The organism is Actinomyces dentalis DSM 19115, from assembly GCF_000429225.1.
In the GTDB taxonomy this organism is placed as follows: Bacteria; Actinomycetota; Actinomycetes; order Actinomycetales; family Actinomycetaceae; genus Actinomyces; species Actinomyces dentalis.
This window is the reverse complement of sequence record NZ_AUBL01000037.1, coordinates 20,676-43,684: the sequence shown is the minus strand read 5'-3', so window position 1 is coordinate 43,684 and position 23,009 is coordinate 20,676. Positions and strand designations below refer to the sequence as shown.

The window sequence follows — 23,009 nt, the reverse complement described above, 5'->3', positions numbered from 1 at the left end:
CCCCTGGACATGCACGGACATCGACAACCCGCATTATCCCAGGACGAGGAGCACCCTCACCCCCACCCCCGGCACCCCACGACGAAAAACCGAGGTTGGGGGACTCGGCCCTTTTCACCGGCCCGGGCCGCCCCAGATCACATCCCGTGCGCCTCACGCACCTCATGGGTCCCGTGTTCCACGCGTCCGGGAGGAGCGGTGCGGGTGCGGGTGCGAGAAATGGCGCTGCGGGAGGATCGTTCCGCTCCGCACTCGTCGGCCGTTTCGTGGGAACCGCGGAATCATGCGGAAACCGCCGAATGCGCCCGGTGCGTCGGCCCGAACGATCCTCCCGCAGCGCCAGAACCGAAATCCGATGGGGTCGAAGAGCGCCCCCGGGCCCGCTGACGCGGACCGACCCGCCCGAGATCGCGGACCCGCCGCCCAAGGGCGCCCCGGCCGGTCCCGGAGGACCCGCCGCGAGCCGATCCGCCCGCCGACGCGAACCCGGGCCCCGCCCCGGCCGCGACCGACCCCGCGGAGAGGGGCGCTAGAGACTTGCCGGGGCGGAGCGGGAGAGGTAATCTGAACGCGTTCATAAATGAACGTGTTCAGAAAGGACTCGAGATGACCAAACGGGACAGGACCGAGGCCGCGGTCCTGGTGGAGGCCGGCAGGCTCTTCGCGCTCCGGGGCTTCGCCGCCACATCCGTGCGGGACATCGCCGCCGCCGCGGGGGTGTCCGTGGGCACCGTCGTGTCCGTGGGCGGCAAGAGCGAGCTGTTCCTGCAGTGCATGGAGGAGCTCGCCACCGCCGACGCCCGGCGCGCGCTGGGTTCGCAGGACGACGCCCGCGCCGGACTGCGGGCCTTCGTGACGAGCGCGCCCGGCCTGACCGAGCGGGGAGGCGACCTGTCCCGCGACTACCTCGCCGCGCTGCTCGCCTCCCCGCCCAGCCCCGGCAACGCCGAGCGACTCGACGCCGTCGTCGCCGATCTCACCGCCCGCTGGGCCGACCGCCTCGGGCTCGCCCCGGACGATCCGGGGGCCGCCCTCGCCGCCCGCTCCTTCTACCTCTGCTTCGTCGGATGCGTCTTCTCCGTCGCCTGCGGGCAGATGACCCGCGCCGACGCCGTCGGCCTCCTGCTCGCGCTCATCGACGACCGGGATGGGACGGGGAGCGCGGGGGCCCGGCGATGACCCACGTCCTCGTCGCCATCGGGTCCATGGGGGACCTGCGGCCCCAGCTCGCCCTCGCGCGGGCCCTGCGGGCGGAGGGCGCCGACGTCCTCCTGCTCGGCCTGGAGGACTACGCCCCTCTCGCGGCCGACAGCGGCGTTCCCTTCCGCGACGTGGGAACCCGCCTCATGGGCCCGGTCTCCCCGCCCCTCCTCGCCCGGGCCGCCAAGGGGAGCCAGACGATCGGCGCGCTACTCGTGCGCCGCTGGCTCCACGACAGCGCCGGGGCCATCGCCCGAGCCCTGGCGCGGGCGGTTCACCCGGGGGACCACCTCGTCACCGGCCTCCTCGGCCTGGCCGCCTGCCGCCTCCTGGCCCGACGGCGCGGCTGCCGGCTCACCGAGCTCGTCCTGGCGCCGACGCTCCCCACGGCCTTCGCCGATTCCCTCGTCGGCGCGCCCCGGGCCGGACGCAGCCGGATCAACGCCGCGTACTCCCGCGCCGTGCGCCGCGGCTCGGTGACGATGGGACTGCCGATCGCCCGCGCCCTGGACCGCTCGGGCGCCGGCGAGTCCGTCGGGGCGGCCGGGCGCGGGGAGGGCGGGGAGACCGGAGGGATCATCGTGGCCTGCTCCCCCCGTCTCGTGCCCCGCGCACCGGACTGGCCGACCGGCACCCGCTGCACGGGTCACCCGGTGCTGGAGATGCCCGAGTGGCGGCCGCCGTCGTCCCTGCTGCGCTTCCTCGACTCCGGCGAGCCGCCCGTCTACGTGGGCTTCGGCTCCGTGCCCGTGAGGGATCCGGCGGGGGAGGTCGCCCGCTGGGCCGAGGTCGCCCGCCGCGCGGGGACGCGGGCGCTCCTGTACCCGGCGGCGGGCTTCACGGACTGGGACCGGGACTACGGCGAGCACGTGCACCTCGTGCGCTTCACCCCGCACGACTGGCTGCTGCCCCGCACGGCGGCCGCAGTCCACCACGGGGGAGCCGGGACGACGCACGGGGCCCTGGCCGCGGGCGTGCCCCAGGGCGTCATCCCCTTCTCCCTGGACCAGCCGTACTTCGCCCGCCGGGTCGCGGCGCTGGGCCTGGGGCCCGGCGGGCTCGACCCGGGGCGGACCGACGTCGAGGGGCCGACCCGGATCCTCACGGACCTGACCCGGGGCGAGCGGGCGGAGGGCTATCGCCGCCGCGCCCGCGAGGCCGCCCGCGCGGTGGAGCGGGAGAACGGGGCGCGGACCGCGGCCCGGATCCTCCTGGGCTCCTGACAGCGGTAGAGGGCAAGCGGGGCAGTAGCGGGGACGGTTCGCGGCGGAGGGCGGGGCGAAGACGGTCCGCGGTGTAAGGGCGGGGCGGTGCAGCAGCGGGGAAAAGGCGCGGGCGGTGCCGAACTTGTGACGTAGGTCCCCATCGCTGCTAGGCTCGGGAGCATGCCCAGCCCCACCGCCTCCGAGACCGTCCGGGTCATGATCGTCGATGATCACGAGATCGTTCGCCGCGGCATCGCCGAGATCATCGATCGGGCCGATGGCCTCGAGGTCGTCGCCGAGGCCGGCGGTCAAGCGGAGGCCCTGCGCCGGGCCGAGCTCGTGCGCCCCGACGTGGTCCTCGTCGACCTCCAGCTGCCCGACGGCACCGGCATCGAGCTCATGCACGAGATGCGCGAGACCGTCCCCGGCGCCCTGCCGATCGTCCTGACCTCCTTCGACGACGACGAGGCCCTGGCGGAGGCCCTGGAGGCCGGGGCCCGCGCCTACCTGCTCAAGACCGTCCACGGCGCCGAGATCAGCGACGTCGTGCGCGCCGTCGCCTCCGGGCGCGTGCTCCTGGACGAGCGCACCGTCACCCGCCGGCGCGCCGACCACGACGACCCGACCGCCGAGCTGACCAACGCCGAGCGCAAGGTCCTCGATCTCATCGGCGACGGCCTGTCCAACCGGGAGATCGGCGAGCGCCTGGGCGTGGCGGAGAAGACGGTGAAGAACCACATCACCTCGCTGCTGGCCAAGATGGGGCTCCAGCGCCGCACCCAGGTCGCCGCCTGGGTCGCCGGCCAGAGGGCCTCCGGCTGGCGCAATTCCTGAGCCACCGGCTTCGAGGGCGGCCCCGGGCCGAGGACGGCGCCGGGGCGCCGGACCGGCCCCGCTCGGCCCCGCGCCGACGCGCCCGTGCCGGCCCGCCGGCCCCGGCCTCCTTGCCCGGGCGCTGTCAGTTCCGCCCCGGACCCGGCCGGTCCGGGACCGGCCGCCCCGTCAGCGGCACCCGCCAGGTGAAGCACGTCCCGCGGCGCGTCCCGTCGGTGCGCGCCCGCGGGCCGATGACGAAGGTGCCCCCGTGCCGCCGGGCCCGCTCGGCCATATTGGCGGTGCCCGAGCGGCGCGTCACCTTGGGGTCCACGCCCACGCCGTCGTCGCGGCAGACGATCTCCACGGCGGGTTCCGCGGCGCCCGGGCCGGAGGGCGGCGGAACGTCGGTGCCGCCGCCGGGCACGACGCCGCTCAGCATGACGTCGACGGTCACCGAGGAGGCGTGGGCGTGGCGGGCCACATTGCTCAGGCCCTCGCGGACCACGGCGACCATGTCATCGGCGATGTCGGGGTCGACGGCGGCGTCGACGGCGCTGATGAGCTCGTCCTCCTCCGCCCGCCCGGCCAGCGCCAGCGCCCGCCCGTCGACGCTGAGCAGCAGGGAGGGGGCGAACCCGAGCAGCGTGCGGGCCAGCGAGGACTCCCGGCGCAGGCGCTCGACGAGGCTGACGTCCTCGTCGCGGTCGCGCAGGGAGCGGACGATGGAGCGGATCTGGCCGACCGAGTCGTCGACGGCGGCCAGCGAGGAGTCCAGCACCCGGCACACCACGTCCACCTGGTCGGACGCCCCGCCCGCCGAGCTCAGGCGCTCGCGCGCGGAGGAGATCTGCATGCCGGCGGCGAACAGCTGCTGGATCGCCAGGTCGTGCAGGTCGCGGGCGATGCGGGCGCGCTCGTCGAGCAGCGTGGCCATCTCCTGGGCGTGCTGGGCGTCGGCCAGCTCGAAGGCCATGGTCGCCTGCCCGGCGACGAGTTCGGCGATCTCCAGGTCCTGGTCGGTGAAGGTGGGGGCGCCCTGCTCGCGCAGCAGGAGGATGACGCCGACGCCGCGGCCCCGGTGCAGCATCGGGGCGTACAGGGCCGGTCCGAAGCGCGCCAGCGGCTCCACCAGCAGGTCGCAGGCCCCCCAGGCCTCGTGCAGGGAGGGCACCGTCAGGCCCGTCTGCTGGTCCAGGGTGCGCAGGGCCCGGCCCCGCGCGGGGAAGAAGGTGCCGATGAGCTCGGAGGCGTGGGCGCCGTCGGCGATCTCGCAGGCCCAGGCGTCCCCGACGCTGGGCAGGATGAGGGCGACGGTGTCGGCGTGGGCGACCTCGCGGATCCGGCGGGCCACCAGGATCAGGGCGTCGTCCTCCTCCGCCCCGGACAGCAGCAGCGTCGTCAGCTCCTGGGACACGGCCATCCACTGCTCGCGGCTGCGGGCCTCGCGGTACAGGCGGGCGTTCTCCACGGCGATGGCGGCGGCCTGCGCCAGGGTCTGGACGGTGGTGACGTCCCCGCAGGTGAAGCCGCCGGGCTTGTCGCACAGGTACAGCCGCCCGTAGCCCTGGTGGTGGGCGCGCAGGGGCGCGGACAGGATGCAGCCCGGGTCCTCGCCCTCGATGACGCCGGTGAAGGCCGTCGTGGCGCTCAGGTCGTTGACGATGACGACGCCGTCGTCGCGGGGCCGGCCCAGGAGCGTGTCCAGGTGCTCGGGGCTGGCGCTGGCCGGTCCGGCCGAGACGGGCCGCGAGCGCCGGCCGGTGGTGCGGCTGCGCCCGTAGACCGCGATGGTGCCCCAGGTGGCGCCGGTGAGCGAGCAGGCGGACTCGACCAGGGCGCGCAGGGCCCGGGGGACCTGGAGGGAGCTGGTCAGCTGGAGCGAGGCCCGCAGGAGCTCGACGGCGGAGTCGTCCAGGGGCGCCCGCGCGGCGGAGCGCTCGCGGGTCGAGCCCAGCCGGTCGACGTGGACGGCGAAGGCCAGCGGGCCCACGCCCGCCGGGTCGTCCGGGCCGGGGCCCGAGGGCAGCGGCAGGACCAGCTCGTCGTCGCCCGGGCCGGGGAAGATCTCGATCCTGGGGGCGCCGGCCCGGAGCGCGAAGTCTCCGGGGGCGCCGGGGCCGCCGGTCCGGACGCAGTCTCCGGGGTCGCCGGCTCCCGGGCCGCCGGCTTCGGGGGCGGGGGCGCGCCGGTCCGTCGTGTCGCTCATTGCTCCTCCTGAGACAGGGCCCATCGGTAGGCGTCGTCGTGGTCGGCCAGGGCCGCGTGGGTCCCGCGGCGCAGCACCCCGGCCGGCCGGTCCGGGGCGGGGCGCCCCATGACGAGGACCTGGTCGGCGCCGGCCAGGGCGGACAGGCGGTGGGTGACCAGCAGGACGCCGCGGGAGGCGTCGGCGTCGAGCAGGTCGGCCACGAGCCGGTCGGCCGCGGCCGCGTCCAGGTGCTCGCCGGGCTCGTCCAGGAGCATGAGGGGGGCGGGGGCCGCCAGGGCGCGGGCGAGCAGGAGCCTGCGGCGCTCGCCGCCGGACAGGGTCGTGGCGTCGGGGCCGATCTCGGTGTCCAGCCCCTCGGGGAGTGCGGTGAGCCACGGCCCGAGCCCGGCGCGCTCGAGCAGGGCGGCGGCCTCGGGGCGGCTGACGGATCCGCGGGCCACGCGCAGGTTCTCCAGGACGGAGGTGGAGAAGACGTGGGCGTCCTCGGCGGTGAGGCTGACCCGCTCGGCGACCTCGCCGCGCGCCGCGCCCCAGGGGGCGGCCCCGTCCAGGGTCAGCTCGCCCGCCCGGGGCCGGAGCATGCCGGCCAGGGTGAGCAGGAGCGTCGTCTTGCCGATGCCGGAGGGGCCGACGACGGCCAGCCGGTCGCCGGGGCCCAGGTCCAGGTCGATGCCCTCGGCCACGACGGGGCCGCCGGGCCGGCCCACGGCCAGGTTGCGGGCGCGCAGCCGGCTGCCGGCGGGCGGGGCGGGGGGCAGGGGGCGCGCCGGGCCGGCGGCGCTCGCCTCGGCGCGGTCGGTCAGCTCCACGATCCGCACCGCCGCCCCGGCCGAGGCGATGAGCTGGACGGCGGCGGGGCCCAGGGCCGCGGTGGCCTCGAAGGCGGACAGGGGCACCAGGACGATGACGGCCAGCCACACCCCGTCCAGGGCGCCGGAGGCGACGGCGGGCAGGCCCGTGAGCACGCCGCCGAGCACGGCCAGGCCCGCGGCGGCCGCGTCGACGGCGGCCGCGGCGGCGGCCGGGCGCCCGGCCCGGTCGCGGGCGGCGGCCAGGCCGCGCTCCAGGTCCTCCAGGTCCTCCATGACGGCGGGCATGCGGCCGGCCACGCTCAGCTCGGCGCCGCCTTCGAGCGCGGTCAGCAGCGTCGCGGACAGGTCGGCGGCCCGCTCGGTGCGGGCGCGCTCGGCGGCGCGGGCCGAGCGCATCGTCACCAGGGGGCCGGCGATCCCGGCCAGCAGCAGGCAGGCGCCCAGGACGAGGCCGGCGGGCGGGTGGATCAGGCCCACCGCCAGGGCCGTGAGGGCGCTGGTGCCCGCCGCGACGGCGGCCGGCAGCCAGGCGCGCACCACCAGGTCGCCCACGGCGTCGACGTCGGCGCCCACGCGGGCGAGCACGTCGCCGCGGCGCAGGCCCGCCACGACGTCGGCGCGGGAGGCGGCCAGGGCCTCGTACAGGCGGGTGCGCAGGGCGGTCATGCCGCGCAGGGCCGTGTCGTGGGAGACGAGGCGCTCGCAGTAGCGCAGCACCGCGCGGCAGATGCCGAACAGGCGCACCATGACCGGGGCGACGCCCAGGGCGACGAGGTCGGGCATGCGGGAGGCCCGGGCGATGAGCCAGGCGGCCGTTCCGGACAGGGCGATGGCGCTGGCCAGTCCGAGGGTCCCGATCAGCACGGCCAGGGCGAAGCGGGCGCGGTCGAGCCCGAGCAGGCGCACGGCGCGGCGCAGGGCGCGCCGCTCGACGGGGGTCAGGACCGCGCTCACGTCCCCGCCCCCGCCGGCTCGCGGGCGCCCGCGCTCACGGCCCCGTCCTGGTCGTCCCCGCCCCGGTCTTCCTCGGCCCGGCCGCCGTCCGGCCGGGGGGCGGAGCGGACCTCGATGACGTCGTCGGCCACGGCCAGCAGCGCCCGGCGGTGGGCGATGACGACGACGGTGCGGCCGGCCTCGCGCAGGGCGGCGACGCCGGCCAGGACGTGGGCCTCGGCGGCGGCGTCGAGGTGGGCGGTGGGCTCGTCCAGGACGACGAGCGGGGCGGGGGAGGCGAGCGCGCGGGTCAGGGCCAGGCGCTGGCGCTGGCCGACCGACAGTCCGGCGCCGCCGTGGCCGATGCGGGTGTCCCAGCCCTCGGGCAGGGCGGCGACGACCTCGTCGAAGCCGGTGGCGCTCGCGGCCGCCTCGAGCTCGGGCGGCACGGGGTCCCCGGGCGCGGCGGGGCGGTGCGGGCCCGCCGCGGCCCGGGCCAGGGTGCCGGGGGCGATGGCGGGGCGCTGGGGGACCCAGGCGACCTGCTCCCACCAGGAGGCGGGGTCGATGCGGGCCAGGTCCACGGCCCCGCCCCCCTCGGGCAGGACGAGCACCCGGCCGTCGTCGGGGGCGAGCAGGCCGAGCAGGACCTGGGAGGCGGTCGTCTTGCCGGCGCCGGAGGGCCCGGCCAGGGCGACCAGGCGCCCGGGGCGGATGGTGGCGCTGAGCCCGGCGGGCGCCCGGGCGCCGCGGGCGGTCACGGACAGGTCCTCGATGCGGATGGCGGCGCGGCTCAGGTCCGGGGCGGGCAGGTCGCCGCGCTCGGGCGGGGGGGCGTCCAGGATCTCGAAGACCGCGTCGGCGGCGGCCACGCCGTTGGCCGAGGCGTGGAAGTGGAGGCCGACCCGGCGCAGCGGCTGGTAGACCTCCGGGGCGATCATGATGACGAGCAGGCCGGTGGCCGGGTCCATGCGCCCGAACAGGAGCCGCAGGCCCACCTCGACGGCGATGATCGCCACCGACAGGGTCGTGATGAACTCCAGGACGGCGCCGGACAGGAAGGCGACGCGCAGGGTGGCCATGGTGGTGCGGTTGTAGGCGCGGCCGAGCCGCTCGATGCGCGTGCCCGGGCCGATCTCGCGGCCCAGCGCCTTGAGGGTGGGCAGCCCGGCCACCAGGTCGAGGACCTGGGCCCCCAGGCGCTCCATCGCCGCCAGCCGCTCGGCCGAGTGCTGCCGGGTCAGGCGTCCGATGAGGATCATGAAGACGGGGATGAGGGGGATGGTGAGGGCCACGGCCAGGGTCGAGGGCGCGTCCTGGAGGAGCATGACCAGGGCGGTGAGGGGGGTGAGGGTGGAGGCCAGGATCAGCTGGGGCAGGTACCGGGTGAAGTAGGGCTCCAGGTCGTCCAGGCCGCGGGTGAGCACGGTGGCGGTCCGGGCGGCGTTGACGGCCTGCCAGCGGGGTCCGAGCGCCGCCGCGTGCGCCACGACGCGCCGGCGCAGCTCGATGATGGTGCGGGTCGCGGCCCGGTGGGCGCGCGACTCCTGGAGGTGCACGACGGCGGCGCGGGCGGCGACGACCGCGGCCAGGGCCCGCACGAGGGCGGCGGTCCCGGGTCCCGCCGCGCCCCCCGCCATGAGGGGGGCGACGATGCGGGAGATGAGCCAGGCCTGGGCGACGACGAGGCCGGCGATGAGCACGCCGGTGACCGCGGTGGTGGCGATGTAGCGCCGGGCGGCCCGCGCGTAGCGCGTGAGTCGGGGGTCCAGTGGCTTCACGCCCTCAGAATAGTGCGTCTGGGACCGTGGTCCTAGCCAATTGGCCGGGAGTGCGGGTCAGTAGCCGATGACGGCCTCCGGCTGGGAGGAGTCGCGCACCCTGCTCGGGTGCAGGCCGCCCTCGTCGGGGTTGATGGCCTCGGCGCTGATGCGCCCGGAGAAGACCTTGTAGCCCCACGCGGTGTAGAGCAGCACGCCCGGCGCGAAGACCACGGCCGCGATCGTCATGATGAGCAGCGTGGCGTCCGCCGAGGCCGCCTGCGCGATGGTCAGCGAGTAGGCGCCGTCGATCGACGAGCGCATGACGTGGGGCGCCATGGCCGCGAAGATGAACGCGACGGCGCCGGCGATGCCGGCCAGGTGCGCGGCGAAGGCCGGGCCCGGCCGGCCCGCGCGGGTCAGCGCCAGGGAGGCGGTCAGGCTCACCGCGGTCAGGACCAGCGGCGCCCAGGAGGCGGCGTTGGGGGAGTGGGCCAGCTGCGCCCACAGGGCCCACGCCGCGGTGACGGCGGTCGAGGCGGCGCCGCAGGCGCGGGCCAGGGCCTCGGCCCGCTCGGACAGGGCGCCGCGGGTCTTGAGCGCCGTGAAGAGCGCGCCGTGGGTGAGGAACAGCAGGCAGGTGACCGCCCCGCCCAGGAGGGTGAAGGGGGTCAGCAGGCTGAGGAAGCCGCCGGTCAGCTGGTGGGAGGCGCCCCTGAGGAGCGTGTGCGCGGGCACCCGGGCGGGGTCGACGACGGCGCCGTCGGCGGTGCGCACCACCTCGATGCGCATGCCCTGGACGAGGTTGGCGAAGGCGACGCCCCACAGGACGGAGGGGATCCAGGCGCTGATCGTGTGGGCCCAGTCCCAGGCGTCGCGCCAGGCCCGGGAATTGATCTTGCTGCGCCACTCGATGGCGCAGACGCGCACGATCAGGCACAGCAGGATGAGGAACAGGGCGAGGTAGGCGCCGGAGAAGAGGGTCCCGTACCACTCGGGGAAGGCGGCGAAGGTGGCGCCGCCGGCGGTCAGCAGCCACACCTCGTTGCCGTCCCAGTGGGGGCCGATGGTGCGGACCATGGCGCGGCGCTCGCGCTCGTCGCGCCCGAGGATCCTCAGGAGCATGCCGACTCCGAAGTCGAAGCCCTCCAGGGCCAGGTAGCCGGTCCACAGGACGGCGATGAGGATGAACCAGACGATGGGCAGCGTCATGACGATATTCTCCTTATGCCCCGTGTCAGTACTCGAAGGACAGGACGGGGGCCGCGGCCCCGTCCCCGGTCGCGGCGGCGTCCTCCCCGGCGGGGGTGCGCACGCCCTCGCGGATGTAGCGGCGCAGGAGCAGGTACCACACGGCGCCGAGCGCGGCGTACAGGAGGGTGAAGACGATCATGGAGGTGAGCACCGCGGCGGGCGAGACGACCGTGGACACGCCGTCGGCGGTGAGCATGCGGACCTGGGAGGCCGGGTCCGCCAGGTTGGGGGCGACCACCCAGGGCTGACGGCCGATCTCGGTGAAGATCCAGCCGAAGGAGCAGGCCGCGAAGGGCAGCCACATGGTCCACAGGGCGGCGGCGCCCAGGCGCGCACTGGCGACGAGGCGTCCGGAGCGGGTCAGCCACAGGGCGGCGGCGCCGATGCCGGCGGAGGCCATGCCCAGGCCGATCATGAGGCGGAAGGACCAGAAGGTGACCGTCTCGTCGGGCGTGTAGTCCACGCCCCCGCCGTAGGCCCGCTCGTACATCGCCTGGGCGTCGTTCAGGCCCATGACCTCGGCGTCGGGGTCGTTGGCGGCCATGAAGGAGTAGACGCGGGGGACGGTGATGAGGTGGACGGCGCTGCCGTCGCGGCACGAGCCGAAGGCGGCCACGGTGAAGCCGGCGCCCCTCTGCGTCTGGCACAGCATCTCGGCGGCCGCCATCTTGGCGGGCTGCTCGGCGACGACGAGCTGGCCCTGGACGTGGCCGGACCCGGCGGTCAGGGCGCCGGCGGCGATCATGACGGCGGCGCCGAGCCGGGTCAGGCGGCGCCACAGCCGGCGGGCCTCGTAGTCCTGCCCGGCGCGCGCGGCCCTGGTCATCCACCACGCCGACACGCCCAGGACGACGGCGCCGGCGACGAGGAAGGCCGAGGAGATGACGTGCACGACGGTGGTCCACAGGATCGGGTTGGCCAGGACCCGGAGGAAGCCGTCGACGCCGTCGAGCCGGGCGCGCCCCGTCTGCTCGTCGATGACGGCGCCCACGGGGTGCTGCATCCAGGAGTTCGCGGCCAGGATGAACAGGGCCGAGACGTTGGTGCCCAGGGCGACCATCCACATGCACAGGTTGTGGAGCCGGGGGCTCAGGCGGTCCCAGCCGAAGATCCACAGGCCCAGGAAGGTGGACTCCATGAAGAAGGCGAGCAGGGCCTCGAAGGCCAGGGGGGCGCCGAAGACGTTGCCGACGAAGCGGGAGTACTCCGACCAGTTCATGCCGAACTGGAACTCCTGGACGATGCCGGTGGCCACGCCCAGGGCGAAGTTGATGAGCAGGATCTTGCCGAAGAACTTCGTGGCGACCCTCCACTGCTCGTCGCGTGTGCGCAGGTGGAGCGCCTCCATGAGGGCCACCAGCGGGGACAGGCCGATCGTGAGCGGGACCAGGATGAAGTGGTAGACGGTCGTGATGGCGAACTGCCACCGCGCCAGATCGAGTCCGTCCAGCGCCATGGGGGCGTGCAGCACTGCGACACCTTTCGGGAGACGTAATAGAAATCATAAGGTTGTCCACACTAACGGGCATGGACGGATAAGCGAAGTATACGACTTGTCTGACGTCGCGTCACGAAAACGGTCCTCCTCGGGCGCCGCCGGGGCGCGGCGCCCGCCGCCGTCCGTCCGCCGACGACGATCGGGGACCCGCCGTGAGGCGCATGACTCCTGAAGGCGCGCGGGGGATGTGGGATACTCGCTGCGGCTCCGGGTGCCACGTACCGGCCCCGGTGTCCGAACCGCGACGCCCGCCGCGTCCGGGAACCTTGCGCCGCCTCGAGCGCTGCCGCGGTCCCGGCTCGTGCGGATGAGGCCGGCGGTCGGCGCCGCCAGGCGCACACGCAGACTTCTGTGCTCCCGCACCCGGGAGCCCGATCGCGCCGCGCGTCCGCAGGTACGGCGGGCGACGCGGCGCCCGGAGAGTGCACTATGACCCCACCCACGACATCCTCAGCATCCTCGTCGGCACCGGCCGCCGGGGACGGCGCGAACGACGCCGCCCGGACCCCCGCGCCCGCCCGCCGACGCCGCAGGGCGACGGCCGCCCAGGCCGCGCCGGACGCGGCCCCCGCCGCGGCCCCGAGCGCGCGGCGGGAGGACGCGCAGGAGGACCCCGCCGACGGGGAGGCCGCGGCCCCGCCCGCCGACGACTCGGAATCGGGCGAGCAGGACGCGGGCGCGCACGAGCCCGCGGGACAGGAGGAGCCCGCGGAGCCGGGCGAGGAGGAGCCCGCCGGACGGGCCGAGTCCGACGGGAGCGCCGAGCCCGACGGGGAGGCCGAGGACGCCGAGAACCCCGAGGACACCGAGGGCGCCGGGGACCCCGAGGACGAGAAGGGCGCCGAGGATTCCGAAGCCCCCGAGGGCGCCGGGGACCCCGAGGAGCCCGGAGACGGGTCCGCGCCGGACGCCGAGAGCGCCGAGGGGGACGAGGTGCCCCGGCTGCCCGCCGCCTCCCTGCTCTTCCAGGCCCCCGACCCGAGCCGCGCCCGCCGCCGCAGGGTCACGGCCGCCCAGGCCGCGCCGGGCGCCGCCCCGGCGGCCGAGCCCCGCGGGGGCGCGCGGCCGGCGAAGTCCGCCCGGTCCGCGAAGTCCGCCGAGTCCGCGGAACCCGTCCGGCCCGCCGAGTCATCCGATAGGCGCAGCGGGCCCGCCGAGTCCGGCGGGACCGGCGGGACCGGGACCGCCGAGGGGGCCCGGCCGACCCGGGGGCGCCGCCGCCGCAGGGCGACGGCCGCCCAGGCCGCCCCCGAGCACGCCCCGGCCGCCCCCGCCCACCACCAGGCCCCCGTCGGGGCCGACTCCGGCCCCGACGACTCCGGGGACGAGGGCGCGCCCGGCCGCCGGCGCCGCGCCCGCGGCCGCCGCGGAGCCGGGACGCGCAGGGCCGAGGCCCCCGAGACCCCCGAGACCCCCGACGGGGGCGACAAGGCCGATGCCAATGAGGCCGGCGCCGCCCGCACCGGTGACGCCCGCGCCGACGCCGGTCCCGCCGATTCCGAGCAGGACCCCGATTCCGGACAGGGCCCCGCCCATGAGGAGCGCGAGGAGGAGGGAGCCGAGGACTCCGGCGGGCGGCGCAAGCGCCGTCGCGGCGGTCGCGGCCGCCGCTCCCGCTCCCGCTCGGAGGCGCCGGAGGACGCCGTCGAGCAGACCGCCGAGGAGGGCGCCGGGGCCGAGCCGGCCGAGCAGGAGGGCGCCGAGCCCGCCGGAGCCCGGGAGGAGGCGCCCGTCGGCTCCAGGCGCCGTCGTCGTCGCCGCTCCCGCGCGCGCTCCGACTCCGGGCGCGACGTGCGCGACGAGGTCACCGGCCTCAAGGGCTCCACCCGTCTGGAGGCCAAGCGCCAGCGCCGCCGCGAGGGCCGGGCGGCCGGACGCCGTCGTCCCATCATCACCGAGGCCGAGTTCCTGGCCCGCCGCGAGAGCGTCGACCGCCAGATGATCGTGCGCGAGCAGGACGGCCTCAACCAGATCGCCCTGCTCGAGGACGGGCTGCTGGTCGAGCACTACGTGGCCCGCCACACCCAGGTCTCCATGGTCGGCAACGTCTACGTCGGCCGGGTCCAGAACGTCCTGCCCTCCATGGAGGCCGCCTTCGTCGACCTGGGCCGGGGGCGCAACGCCGTCCTGTACGCCGGCGAGGTCAACTGGGACGCCGCCGGGATGGAGGGCAGGCCGCGCCGCATCGAGGACGCGCTCAAGAGCGGCGACGCCGTCCTGGTCCAGGTCACCAAGGACCCCATCGGCCACAAGGGCGCGCGCCTGACCAGCCAGGTCACGCTGGCCGGGCGCTACCTCGTGCTCGTGCCCGGCGGCACCATGACCGGCATCTCCCGCAAGCTCCCCGACACCGAGCGCTCGCGGCTGAAGAAGATCCTCAAGCGCATCGTCCCCGACGACGCGGGCGTCATCGTGCGCACCGCCGCCGAGGGCGCCAGCGAGGAGCAGCTGGTCGCCGACGTCGAGCGCCTGGTCAAGCAGTGGCAGACCATCGACAAGAAGTCCAAGCGGATCCTGTCCGGCTCCGGCAAGGCACCGGTCCTGCTCAAGGGCGAGCCCGAGCTGGCCGTGCGGGTGGTGCGCGACGTCTTCAACGAGGACTTCCGCTCCCTCGTCGTCCAGGGCGACGCGGCCTGGGCCACGATCTCGAAGTACGTCCGCGACCTCAGCCCCGACCTGGTCGACCGCCTCGAGCACTGGGTGCGCCCCGAGGACGTCTTCACCGCCCACCGCATCGACGAGCAGCTCGCCAAGGGCTTCGACCGCAAGGTCTGGCTGCCGTCCGGCGGCACGCTCATCATCGACCGCACGGAGGCCATGACCGTCATCGACGTCAACACCGGGCGCTTCACCGGCGCCGGGGGGACCCTGGAGGAGACGGTCACCCGCAACAACATCGAGGCGGCCGAGGAGATCGTCCGCCAGCTGCGCCTGCGCGACATCGGCGGCATGATCGTCATCGACTTCGTCGACATGGTGCTGGAGTCCAACCGGGACCTGGTGCTGCGCCGCCTGGTGGAGTGCCTGGGGCGCGACCGCACCCGCCACCAGGTCACGGAGGTCACCAGCCTGGGCCTGGTGCAGATGACGCGCAAGCGCGTGGGCCAGGGGCTCGTCGAGGCCTTCTCGACCCCCTGCGAGTGCTGCGGCGGGCGGGGCTTCATCGTCCACTCCTCGCCGGTGGAGAACCAGGAGGCGGACACGTCCGCCTCCGCCTCCCGCGCGGGCCGCAAGCGCGGCCGCAAGGGCCGCGACGAGTCGTCCCAGGCCCCGCGCGGCGGGCGCAAGGACCGGCGCGAGGACCCCGACGCCTCCTCCGACGCCACCACCCGGGCCGCCGTGCGCGGGGCCCTGGCGCAGATTGCGGCCGCCGCCGAACACGCCCACCAGGACCGGCTCGCCCCGGACGGGGCCGAGCACGACGAGCCCGAGCCCGACCCGCCCGCGGAGCGGGACTGAGGCGCCGGCGCAGCCCTCGCGCGCGGGCTCCGCGCGCCCCGCGCACCCCGCTGCCGTCTTCCTCGGGGAGTCCCTTCCGCGGCCCCGCGCGCACGCGCCCCGCACGCCCCGCGCGCGAGGGCCGCGGGGGAGCGGCGTGCGGAAGAACACAGGGGCCGCGGCCGCGGGCGGGTTGGTCCGCCGGGGCCGATCGCCTAGAGTTGCCTGTCGGTGCGTTTCGCACCCCGCCCAGGAGGCAGCCAGTGCGGAGGGCCTTGTCGCAGCCGCCGCAGCTGTCCGAAGAATCGACAGAGATGAGCATTCAAGTGGTCTACGCGATCGTCAAGGCCGGCGGCCGTCAGGAGAAGGTCTCCGTCGGCGACGTCGTGGTTGTGGACAGGCTCGCCGGCGAGGTCGGTGACGAGATCGACCTCGCCCCCCTCATGCTGGTGGACGGCGACACGGTGACCACCGCCGCCGCCGATCTGGCGAAGGCCTCCGTCACCGCCGAGATCCTCGGCGAGAAGAAGGGCCCCAAGATCAATATCCTCAAGTTCAAGAACAAGACGGGCTACCGCAAGCGCCAGGGCCACCGCGCCAAGCTCACGGCCGTCAAGATCACCGCGATCAAGTGACCGCCGGCGCGGCATTCTGAACGCCCCGGTCCCCAACGCCCAGCCTGCACAGAAAGAGGCTCCACCATGGCACACAAGAAGGGTCTCGGCTCCTCCCGCAACGGTCGCGACTCGAACGCCCAGCGCCTGGGCGTCAAGCGCTTCGGCGGCCAGCTTGTCAAGGCCGGCGAGATCATCGTCCGCCAGCGCGGCACCCACTTCCACCCCGGCGCCAACGTCGGCCGCGGCAACGACGACACCCTGTTCGCCAAGGCCGCCGGCCACGTCCGGTTCGGCACCCGCCGCGACCGCAGGGTCGTCGACGTCGTGCTCCCCGAGGCCTGAGCCCTCCGAGCACCACGGCATCCGCGAGGGCGGACGGCTGCGGCCGTCCGCCCTCGCGCCGTCGCAGGCCACCCGCCATCCGCCCCGGCCCGCGCCCGCGCGGCCGCACCCGCCCAGGAGAGGACCCATGCCCAGCTTCATCGACCGAGTGGTCCTCCACGTGGCCGGGGGGGACGGCGGCAACGGCTGCACCTCCGTCCACCGCGAGAAGTACAAGCCCCTGGCCGGGCCCGACGGCGGCGACGGCGGGCACGGCGGCGACGTCGTGCTCGTGGCCGACCCGCGCACGACCACCCTGCTGAGCTACCACCGCTCCCCGCACCGCCGAGCCGGCAACGGCACCCCCGGCATGGGCGGCTGGAGGCGCGGCGCCGACGGCGAGGACCTCGTCCTGCCCGTGCCCGAGGGCACCGTGGTCAAGACCGCCGACGGCGCGGTCCTGGCCGACCTGGTCGAGCCCCGGGCGCGCCTGGTCGTCGCCGCCGGCGGCACGGGCGGGCGCGGCAACTTCTCCCTGGCCTCCTCCAGGCGCAGGGCCCCCGGCTTCCACCTCCTGGGCGAGCCCGGCGAGAGCCTCGACGTCGTCCTGGAGCTCAAGACCGTCGCCGACGTCGCCCTCGTGGGGTACCCCAGCGCCGGCAAGTCCTCCCTCATCGCCGCCATGAGCGCCGCCCGGCCCAAGATCGCCGACTACCCCTTCACCACGCTCGTGCCCAACCTGGGCGTGGTCGAGGCCGGCGAGGTCCGCTACACGATCGCCGACGTGCCCGGGCTCATCCCCGGCGCCAGCGAGGGCAGGGGCCTGGGGCTGGAGTTCCTGCGCCACATCGAGCGCTGCTCGGTCATCGTCCACGTCCTGGACTGCGCCACCCTCGAGCCCGGCCGGGACCCGCTGAGCGACCTGGACACCATCGAGGCCGAGCTCACCGCCTACTCCCAGCGCCTGGGCGAGCAGGAGGACGACCCGGCGCTCACCGGCCGCGCCCCGCTCATGGAGCGGCCCCGCGTGGTGGTCCTCAACAAGATCGACGTGCCCGACGCCGCCGAGCTGGCCGATTTCGTGCGCGCCGACGTCCAGGCCCGCGGCCTGCCCGTCTTCGAGGTCTCGGCCGTCGCCCACACCGGGCTGCGGGCGCTGTCCTTCGCGCTGGCCGACCTGGTCGGGGCCGCCCGGCGGGAGGCCGCCGCCCGGACCGGGCCCGAACGACCCGTCATCCGCCCGGCCGCCGTCTCACGGCGCGGCGCGGAGCCGGTCGCCCGGGTCCGCCTCATCCGCCACCCGGCCGAGGGCGAGGTCTACCAGGTGCGCGGGGCCAAGCCCGAGCGCTGGGTGCGCCAGACCGACTTCGCCAATAACGAGGCCGTCGGCTACCTGGCGGACCGCCTGGCCGCCGCCGGCGTCGAGGACCAGCTCGTGCGGGCCGGGGCGCACGCGGGCGACACCGTCCTCATCGGGGACGTCGAGGGCGGCGTGCTGTTCACCTGGGAGCCGACCATCACCGCCGGGGCCGAGCTGCTGGGCGCCCGGGGCACGGACGCGCGCGTGGAGGACTACCGCCGTCGGCGCACCAACGTCGAGCGGCGGGCCCGCTACCACGAGTCCATGGACGCCAAGGAGGCCGCCCGCCAGGAGCTGCGCGACGAGGCCGCCGAGGGCCTGTGGACCGATCCCGGCTGGGACGGGGAGTCGTGAGCGGGCGCGGGGCGGCGCCAGGGCCCGCGCCCGGCCAGGGCTCGGCCGCCTCGGCGTCGGGCCCCGGCACGGGCTCGACGTCGGGCCCTGGCACGGGCCCGGCCGCGGTCGTCCCGGGCCGCCCCGACCGCCTGCCGCCGGGCGCCCGCATGGTGCTCAAGCTGGGCTCGACGTCGCTGACCCGACCCGACGGCGGGCTCGACCTCAACCGCATCGACATCGTCGCCCGGCTCGTGGCGGGGCTGCGCCGGCGCGGGCACGACGTCGTCCTGGTCTCCTCCGGCGCGGTGGCCGCGGGCCTGGCGCCGCTGGGGCTGGAGCGGCGCCCCGATGAGCTCCGCCTGCTCCAGGCCGCCGCCAGCGTGGGGCAGGGGCGCCTGGTCTCCCGGTGGCAGACGGCGATGAGCGCCTACGGGGTGGTCACCGCCCAGGTGCTGCTCACCGCCCAGGACATCGCGGTGCGTCACCACTACCGCACCGTGCGCGCGACCTTCGACGCCCTGCTGTCCATGGGGGCGGTGCCCGTGGTCAACGAGAACGACGCCGTGGCGACCACCGAGTTCAGCCTGGGGGACAATGACCACCTGGCCGCGCTGGTCTCCCACCTCGTGGCCGCCGACGTCATGGTCCTGTTCACCGACGTGGACGGGATGTGGACCGCCCGCCCGGACGCGCCGGGCGCCGAGCCCGTGCGCCTCGTGCGCGGGCCCGAGGATCTGGTCCGCGTCAGCGTCGCCGGGCGGGGGTCGGCGATCGGCACCGGGGGGATGCGCACCAAGGTCCAGGCCGCTGTGATCGCCTGCGCCTCGGGGACCGCCACCCTCATCGCCGACGCCGACGACGCCGTCCGCCTCCTGGGCGCGCCCGGGGTCCCGGCCGGGCTGGGCACCTGGTTCCTGCCCACCGGCCCGCGCCGGCCCAGCCGCAGGCTGTGGATGGCCCACGCCTCGATCCCCGAGGGGCGCGTCATCGTCGACGCCGGGGCGGCCCGCGCCCTGGTGGAGGGCAAGAAGTCGCTCCTGCTGCCCGGGGTGACCGGGGTGGACGGCGACTTCGAGTCCGGGGCCGTCATCGAAGTGGTCGGCCCGGAGGGGACGATCGCCCGCGGCATCTGCCGCTACGCCTCCGCCGAGATCGAGGAGGTCCTGGAGGCGCGGCGGCGGGGCGGGGCCGCCCCCGACCACGTCACCCCCGTCGTCCACCGCGACGACCTCGCCGAACTGCCGCGCACCGCGGGCGCGTGAGGGCGCCGTGCGGGCGACCCCGTTGGTGTTCGGGCCGATCCCGATGCCGCACGGCCGGCCCCGTTCCGGTGCCGATCGGGTTCCATGCGCATCACTCGTCCCACTGGGCTCGGGTTCCCCGCTCCGTGAGCCCGTCCGAGGCGGGAAATGGCGCTCCGGGAGGATCGTTCCGCCCCGCACTCGACCGCGCCGCCATCAGAACCGCGGAATCATGCGGAATCCGTCGAGCGCATCCGAGGTGCAGGCCCGAACGATCCTCCCGGAGCGCCAGAATCGGGATCCGGCGGGGCCGCCGCGGTCAATATCTCTTGTTGAAGTTCATCGTGGTGGTGCGGGTGGGGCTCCTGGGGCGGTTCGGGGCGGGATCGTGTCCGAATCTGTTGCAAAGGCGTCCCGGGCCAGGATCGGCGGCGGAGGAAAGCGCGGAATATCAACGTTTCTCTTCCGGTGCCCCGGCTCGATCGGGGCCTTTGCAACAGATTCGGACAACCTGCGCCGCCGCGGGACCTCGGGAGGGGCGCCGCGGGGCGGGCGGCGACCACGACGGGCGCCCTGACGGTCGGACGGGGCCCGCGGGAACTTGCCCCCGCGCGCGAGATCGTCACTTAACCCGCGAGTACGTCTGCTAGAGGTACGTGCTCGCGGGTTAAGTGACGATCTCGCGGGTTAAGTGACGTGCTCGACGCCTACCCGGCGATCTCGCCACCGGATCCGCATCGCCGTCCGTTGAATAACCTTCCGATGTTCAGGGGCACACTTGTTGAGAAGGGCGTGCAGGACGCGGGTCTGTCCGTCATCGACGACTCCGCGCGGCCTTGAGCAGACCCGCGAGATCGGCGGGGGCGATGAGTCCGTCGACGGCCTCCGAGACGGTCAGCCCCAGGTCGAGGTCGTCCATCGCCTTCGGCAGCGAGGAGAGGAGGTCCGCGCGCGAGCCGTCGTCCGTGACCCGCAGGACGAGGACCTCATCGGGGCCGATCCCCTCGTCGTTGAGGATCTCGGGGGCGTGGGTCGACAGGATGATCTGGAGATCGGAGGAGCGCCGCGCCTGCGCGAGCACCGAGGGCAGGATTCTCACGATAGCGTTGTTGAGGGACAGCTCGGGCTCCTCCAGCAGCAGGATCCTCGGGTTCGCCGGCGTCCTGATAATGGCCCACAGCAGGCCTATGAGTCGCAGGGTGCCGTCGGAGAAGTCGGCCTCGTTCTGCTTCGAAGGCGTTGACCGCCAGTTCTTATAGCCGGCGATCAGATGCGGTCTGCCGGCGGTGTCCGTCTCAATGGTCAGGGACTCGAATCCGGGCACTGCTGCGCGCAGGGCCTGCTGCATGCGCCCGAGCCACGCATCACGGATACGAGTTGGGGTCGCGTTCATCTGGGTGATGAAATCGCTTCCGAAGGGGTCGTCATCGGCGACTACAGCGCGCGAGGGGTCGCGAATGATCTGGGGGACGAGGTGGAAGTACTGGACTCGATCGAAGTAGTCGGCGATGGAGCGGAAGCTCTGGTTGGATGCGATCTGCTCGAGATGCGTCTGGGTCAGGAGGACCTCATCCATCAGATCCCGGTCGTCGGGACGCCTGAGCAGTTCCTCTCCGTTCTTCACGACCAGTTCCTCGTCGACGACGGGGCGGTTCCGCCCCTTCCCCTCACCCTTGACCGAGAGTCTGTAGCGCCATGAGTCGCCGCCGTCCCGCAGTGTCACGTCGACGACGAGACGTTCTTTGGCGTTGGTGCGTGCGAACAGGCTGCGGACCTTCTTCAGGCCGCCCCGACGATCGACGGCGGAGGCGAGCCCGCCACCTTGACCGGCGATGTCGGCCAGGAAGCGGAAGATGTCGAGGAGGTTGGACTTGCCCGCGGCGTTGGGGCCCACGACGAACAGGCGCTCGCCGACATCGAACTCCACGTTCTTGAAGTTCCGCCAGTTGCTCGCCGCCAGGTGCGTGATCTTCATAGGCGTCCCTGTTTCTCTGCTCGCTCTGCCTACTTTTAGCCTACTACTGAGCCCTTATCACCAGAACTGGCGGCTCAGAGGCGGGGATCGGCGCCTCCGCCCGGACGTGAGGCGAGGGCACCCGACCGCGGGTGGTGGTGGTCGACCCACGGCGAGCGGTGCGGATGCTCAAGCCGTGGGCGGAACGGTCGAATGCCCTCGCAGGGGCATCCTACGCCACCAGGCCGTGATCCGGTACCCGTTCGCGGAGTCCGCGGCCGCCCGGCACCGTATGGTGGTGCCATGAGTGAGACCGCCGCCGCCCCGTCGTCCCAGCAGGAGGCCGCCGATCTGGTCGCCCGCACCGCCACCGCCGCCCGCGCCGCCCAACGGTCGGTGGCCGGGGCGCGCCGCGAGGTCAAGGACGCCGGGCTGCGCGCCATGGCCGACCATCTCGTGGAGGCCGCCCCGCGCATCCTGGCCGCCAACGGGGCCGACCTGGAGCGCGCCCGCGCCGCGGGCATGAGGGCGGGCCTGGTCGACCGCCTGGCCCTGACGCCCGAGCGCATCGGGGCCATCGCCGACTCCCTGCGCGAGATCGCGGGCCTGCCCGACCCGGTCGGCGAGATCGTCGACGGCCGCACCCTGCCCAACGGCCTGCGGGTGCGCCGCGTGCGCGTCCCCCTGGGCGTGGTGGGCATGATCTACGAGGCGCGCCCCAATGTGACCGTCGACGTGGCCGCCCTGACCCTGAAGTCCGGCAACGCCGTCGTGCTGCGCGGCGGGAGCGCCGCTGAGAAGACCAACGCCGCCATTGTGGACGTCCTGCGCGGGGCCCTGTCCGACGCCGCCCTGCCGGCCGACCTGGTCGCCACCATCGACTCCGCCGGCAGGGCGGGGGCCGCCGCGCTCATGCGGGCCCGCGGCCTCATCGACGTCCTCGTCCCGCGCGGCGGCGCCGGGCTCATCAGGGCCGTCGTCGAGCAGTCCGCGGTGCCCGTCATCGAGACCGGCAGCGGCAACTGCCACATCTACGCCGACGCCTCCGCCGACGTCGCCGCCGCCGTGCCGATCATCGTCAACGCCAAGACCCAGCGCGTGGGCGTGTGCAACGCCGCCGAGACCCTCCTGGTGCACCGCGACGCCGCCGGGGCCCTCCTGCCCGACGCCGCGGCCGCCCTGTGGGCCGGGGGAGTGACCCTTCACGCCGACGACGCCGCCCGCGCCCTCCTCGCCCCCGCGGCCGCCGGCTCCGGCCACGAGGACCTGCTGGTGCCCGCCACCGAGGAGGACTGGGCCACCGAGTACGGCAGCCCCGACCTGGCCGTGCGCGTCGTCGCCGACCTGGAGGAGGCCGTCGCCCACATCGCGCGGTGGTCCACCGGGCACACCGAGGCGATCCTCACCCGGGACGTGGCCTGCATGAACCGCTTCGTCGCGGCGGTTGACTCCGCCGCCGTCATGGTCAACGCCTCGACGCGCTTCACCGACGGCGGCCAGCTGGGGCTGGGCGCGGAGCTGGGCATCTCCACCCAGAAGCTGCACGCCCGCGGCCCCATGGGGCTGGCCGCCCTGACCACGACGCAGTGGATCGTCGAGGGGGACGGCCATGTGCGGCCCTGAGGGCGGGGGCGCCCCGTGAGGGCCCGGCGCGGCCGCGCGGTCGCCGCGGGGGTGGCGCTCAGCGCCGCGGCCGCCCTGGCGGGCCTGGCCGCGGTCGTGCTGCGCGGGCCCGCCGAGCCCGTCGGCGAGCCGGGGATCACCATGACGTCCGCGCCCCGCGACGCGGAGGGCTCCCCGCCCCCGGCCCCCGCGGGCCCGCCGACGGCCGAGGAGCCCTCGGACTCGTCGGACCCGGCGGGGTCGGCGGGTTCGGCGGCGCAGGGGCCCTCGGACTCGGCGGACTCGGCGGCGCGGGCGCCCGCCGGGGCGGAGGCGGCGCCCGAGGTCGTCGCGCCCCCGCCCCAGGTTCTGCCCACACCCTCCTCCCCGGACGATCCCGACAACGACGCGGCGGATGGCAACGAGGCCGAGGATCTCGACGGCGATTGAGCC

General features: G+C 75.2%; 16 protein-coding genes. 10 read left to right on the top strand and 6 right to left on the bottom strand.

The annotated features are described in order from the left end of the window. Window positions 1–606 precede the first annotated feature (606 nt). The 3 genes from G446_RS20625 (at window position 607) to G446_RS0109395 (ending at window position 3,239) form a co-directional block, all read left to right on the top strand. The gene (locus G446_RS20625) at window positions 607–1,179 is read left to right on the top strand and encodes a TetR/AcrR family transcriptional regulator (RefSeq protein WP_026409955.1); all 573 of its coding nucleotides are present in this window, start codon (window positions 607–609) and stop codon (window positions 1,177–1,179) included. Then, window positions 1,176–2,423, top strand: a complete 1,248-nt coding sequence (locus G446_RS18815; protein ID WP_051285881.1) for a glycosyltransferase — start codon at window positions 1,176–1,178, stop codon at window positions 2,421–2,423. Before G446_RS20625 ends, G446_RS18815 begins: the two co-directional genes overlap by 4 nt. Window positions 2,424–2,585: 162 nt before the next feature. Then, window positions 2,586–3,239: a response regulator gene (locus G446_RS0109395; RefSeq protein ID WP_026409954.1), complete on the top strand. Its 654-nt coding sequence runs from the start codon at window positions 2,586–2,588 to the stop codon at window positions 3,237–3,239. A 124-nt stretch (window positions 3,240–3,363) separates the two neighbouring features. On the opposite strand, the gene G446_RS17135 is transcribed toward G446_RS0109395, so the two are convergent. The 5 genes from G446_RS17135 to G446_RS0109370 are packed head-to-tail and all read right to left on the bottom strand — an operon-like array spanning window position 3,364 to window position 11,660. Further along, window positions 3,364–5,427 (bottom strand): GAF domain-containing sensor histidine kinase, encoded by a 2,064-nt coding sequence (locus tag G446_RS17135; RefSeq protein WP_084779135.1) that lies wholly within the window; start codon window positions 5,425–5,427, stop codon window positions 3,364–3,366. Next, on the bottom strand, window positions 5,424–7,196 hold the full coding sequence (cydC, locus tag G446_RS0109385; protein WP_026409953.1) for a thiol reductant ABC exporter subunit CydC: 1,773 nt from the start codon (window positions 7,194–7,196) through the stop codon (window positions 5,424–5,426). The genes G446_RS17135 and cydC overlap by 4 nt, the downstream gene beginning before the upstream one ends. Beyond that, window positions 7,193–8,956 carry a thiol reductant ABC exporter subunit CydD gene (gene cydD / locus G446_RS17130; protein ID WP_084779134.1) on the bottom strand — a complete coding sequence of 588 codons (1,764 nt, stop codon included), beginning with the start codon at window positions 8,954–8,956 and terminating at the stop codon, window positions 7,193–7,195. Before cydD ends, cydC begins: the two co-directional genes overlap by 4 nt. Window positions 8,957–9,013: 57 nt before the next feature. Beyond that, entirely contained in the window at window positions 9,014–10,147 is a 1,134-nt protein-coding gene (gene cydB / locus G446_RS0109375; RefSeq protein ID WP_026409952.1) for a cytochrome d ubiquinol oxidase subunit II, read from the bottom strand. Between the two features lie 25 nt (window positions 10,148–10,172). Continuing rightward, window positions 10,173–11,660: a cytochrome ubiquinol oxidase subunit I gene (locus G446_RS0109370; protein ID WP_026409951.1), complete on the bottom strand. Its 1,488-nt coding sequence runs from the start codon at window positions 11,658–11,660 to the stop codon at window positions 10,173–10,175. A gap of 456 nt (window positions 11,661–12,116) precedes the next feature. Here G446_RS0109370 and G446_RS17125 point away from each other — a divergent pair, with 456 nt between their 5' ends. The 5 genes from G446_RS17125 to proB all read left to right on the top strand — a co-directional run bounded on the left by G446_RS17125 (window position 12,117) and on the right by proB (window position 19,021). Further along, window positions 12,117–15,146 (top strand): Rne/Rng family ribonuclease, encoded by a 3,030-nt coding sequence (locus tag G446_RS17125; protein ID WP_084779133.1) that lies wholly within the window; start codon window positions 12,117–12,119, stop codon window positions 15,144–15,146. Between the two features lie 293 nt (window positions 15,147–15,439). After that, complete coding sequence (rplU, locus tag G446_RS0109360) at window positions 15,440–15,760, top strand: 50S ribosomal protein L21 (protein WP_084779132.1); 321 nt, start codon at window positions 15,440–15,442, stop codon at window positions 15,758–15,760. A 66-nt stretch (window positions 15,761–15,826) separates the two neighbouring features. Continuing rightward, the gene (rpmA, locus tag G446_RS0109355; RefSeq protein ID WP_026409949.1) at window positions 15,827–16,084 is read left to right on the top strand and encodes a 50S ribosomal protein L27; all 258 of its coding nucleotides are present in this window, start codon (window positions 15,827–15,829) and stop codon (window positions 16,082–16,084) included. Window positions 16,085–16,211: 127 nt separating this feature from the next. Further along, window positions 16,212–17,777, top strand: a complete 1,566-nt coding sequence (obgE, locus tag G446_RS0109350; protein ID WP_026409948.1) for a GTPase ObgE — start codon at window positions 16,212–16,214, stop codon at window positions 17,775–17,777. A gap of 149 nt (window positions 17,778–17,926) precedes the next feature. Next, complete coding sequence (gene proB, locus G446_RS0109345) at window positions 17,927–19,021, top strand: glutamate 5-kinase (protein WP_026409947.1); 1,095 nt, start codon at window positions 17,927–17,929, stop codon at window positions 19,019–19,021. A gap of 793 nt (window positions 19,022–19,814) precedes the next feature. On the opposite strand, the gene G446_RS0109340 is transcribed toward proB, so the two are convergent. Next, window positions 19,815–20,975: an AAA family ATPase gene (locus G446_RS0109340; RefSeq protein WP_026409946.1), complete on the bottom strand. Its 1,161-nt coding sequence runs from the start codon at window positions 20,973–20,975 to the stop codon at window positions 19,815–19,817. Window positions 20,976–21,257: 282 nt separating this feature from the next. Between G446_RS0109340 and G446_RS0109335 the strand changes: the two genes are divergently transcribed. Beyond that, a complete protein-coding gene (locus G446_RS0109335; RefSeq protein WP_051285880.1) occupies window positions 21,258–22,577 on the top strand; it encodes a glutamate-5-semialdehyde dehydrogenase in 1,320 nt (439 codons plus the stop codon). A gap of 15 nt (window positions 22,578–22,592) precedes the next feature. After that, window positions 22,593–23,006, top strand: a complete 414-nt coding sequence (locus G446_RS0109330; RefSeq protein WP_026409944.1) for a hypothetical protein — start codon at window positions 22,593–22,595, stop codon at window positions 23,004–23,006. Window positions 23,007–23,009: the final 3 nt, after the last annotated feature.

Bases quoted from the DNA above. Each gene is read 5' to 3' on its own strand.
- proB (WP_026409947.1), top strand. From the start codon at position 17,927: ATGGTGCTCAAGCTGGGCTCGACGTCGCTGACCCGACCCGACGGCGGG.
- G446_RS0109340 (WP_026409946.1), bottom strand. From the start codon at position 20,975: ATGAAGATCACGCACCTGGCGGCGAGCAACTGGCGGAACTTCAAGAAC.
- G446_RS17135 (WP_084779135.1), bottom strand. From the start codon at position 5,427: ATGAGCGACACGACGGACCGGCGCGCCCCCGCCCCCGAAGCCGGCGGC.
- G446_RS18815 (WP_051285881.1), top strand. From the start codon at position 1,176: ATGACCCACGTCCTCGTCGCCATCGGGTCCATGGGGGACCTGCGGCCC.
- G446_RS20625 (WP_026409955.1), top strand. From the start codon at position 607: ATGACCAAACGGGACAGGACCGAGGCCGCGGTCCTGGTGGAGGCCGGC.
- rpmA (WP_026409949.1), top strand. From the start codon at position 15,827: ATGGCACACAAGAAGGGTCTCGGCTCCTCCCGCAACGGTCGCGACTCG.
- rplU (WP_084779132.1), top strand. From the start codon at position 15,440: ATGAGCATTCAAGTGGTCTACGCGATCGTCAAGGCCGGCGGCCGTCAG.
- obgE (WP_026409948.1), top strand. From the start codon at position 16,212: ATGCCCAGCTTCATCGACCGAGTGGTCCTCCACGTGGCCGGGGGGGAC.
- G446_RS0109335 (WP_051285880.1), top strand. From the start codon at position 21,258: ATGAGTGAGACCGCCGCCGCCCCGTCGTCCCAGCAGGAGGCCGCCGAT.
- G446_RS0109395 (WP_026409954.1), top strand. From the start codon at position 2,586: ATGCCCAGCCCCACCGCCTCCGAGACCGTCCGGGTCATGATCGTCGAT.
- G446_RS17125 (WP_084779133.1), top strand. From the start codon at position 12,117: ATGACCCCACCCACGACATCCTCAGCATCCTCGTCGGCACCGGCCGCC.
- cydB (WP_026409952.1), bottom strand. From the start codon at position 10,147: ATGACGCTGCCCATCGTCTGGTTCATCCTCATCGCCGTCCTGTGGACC.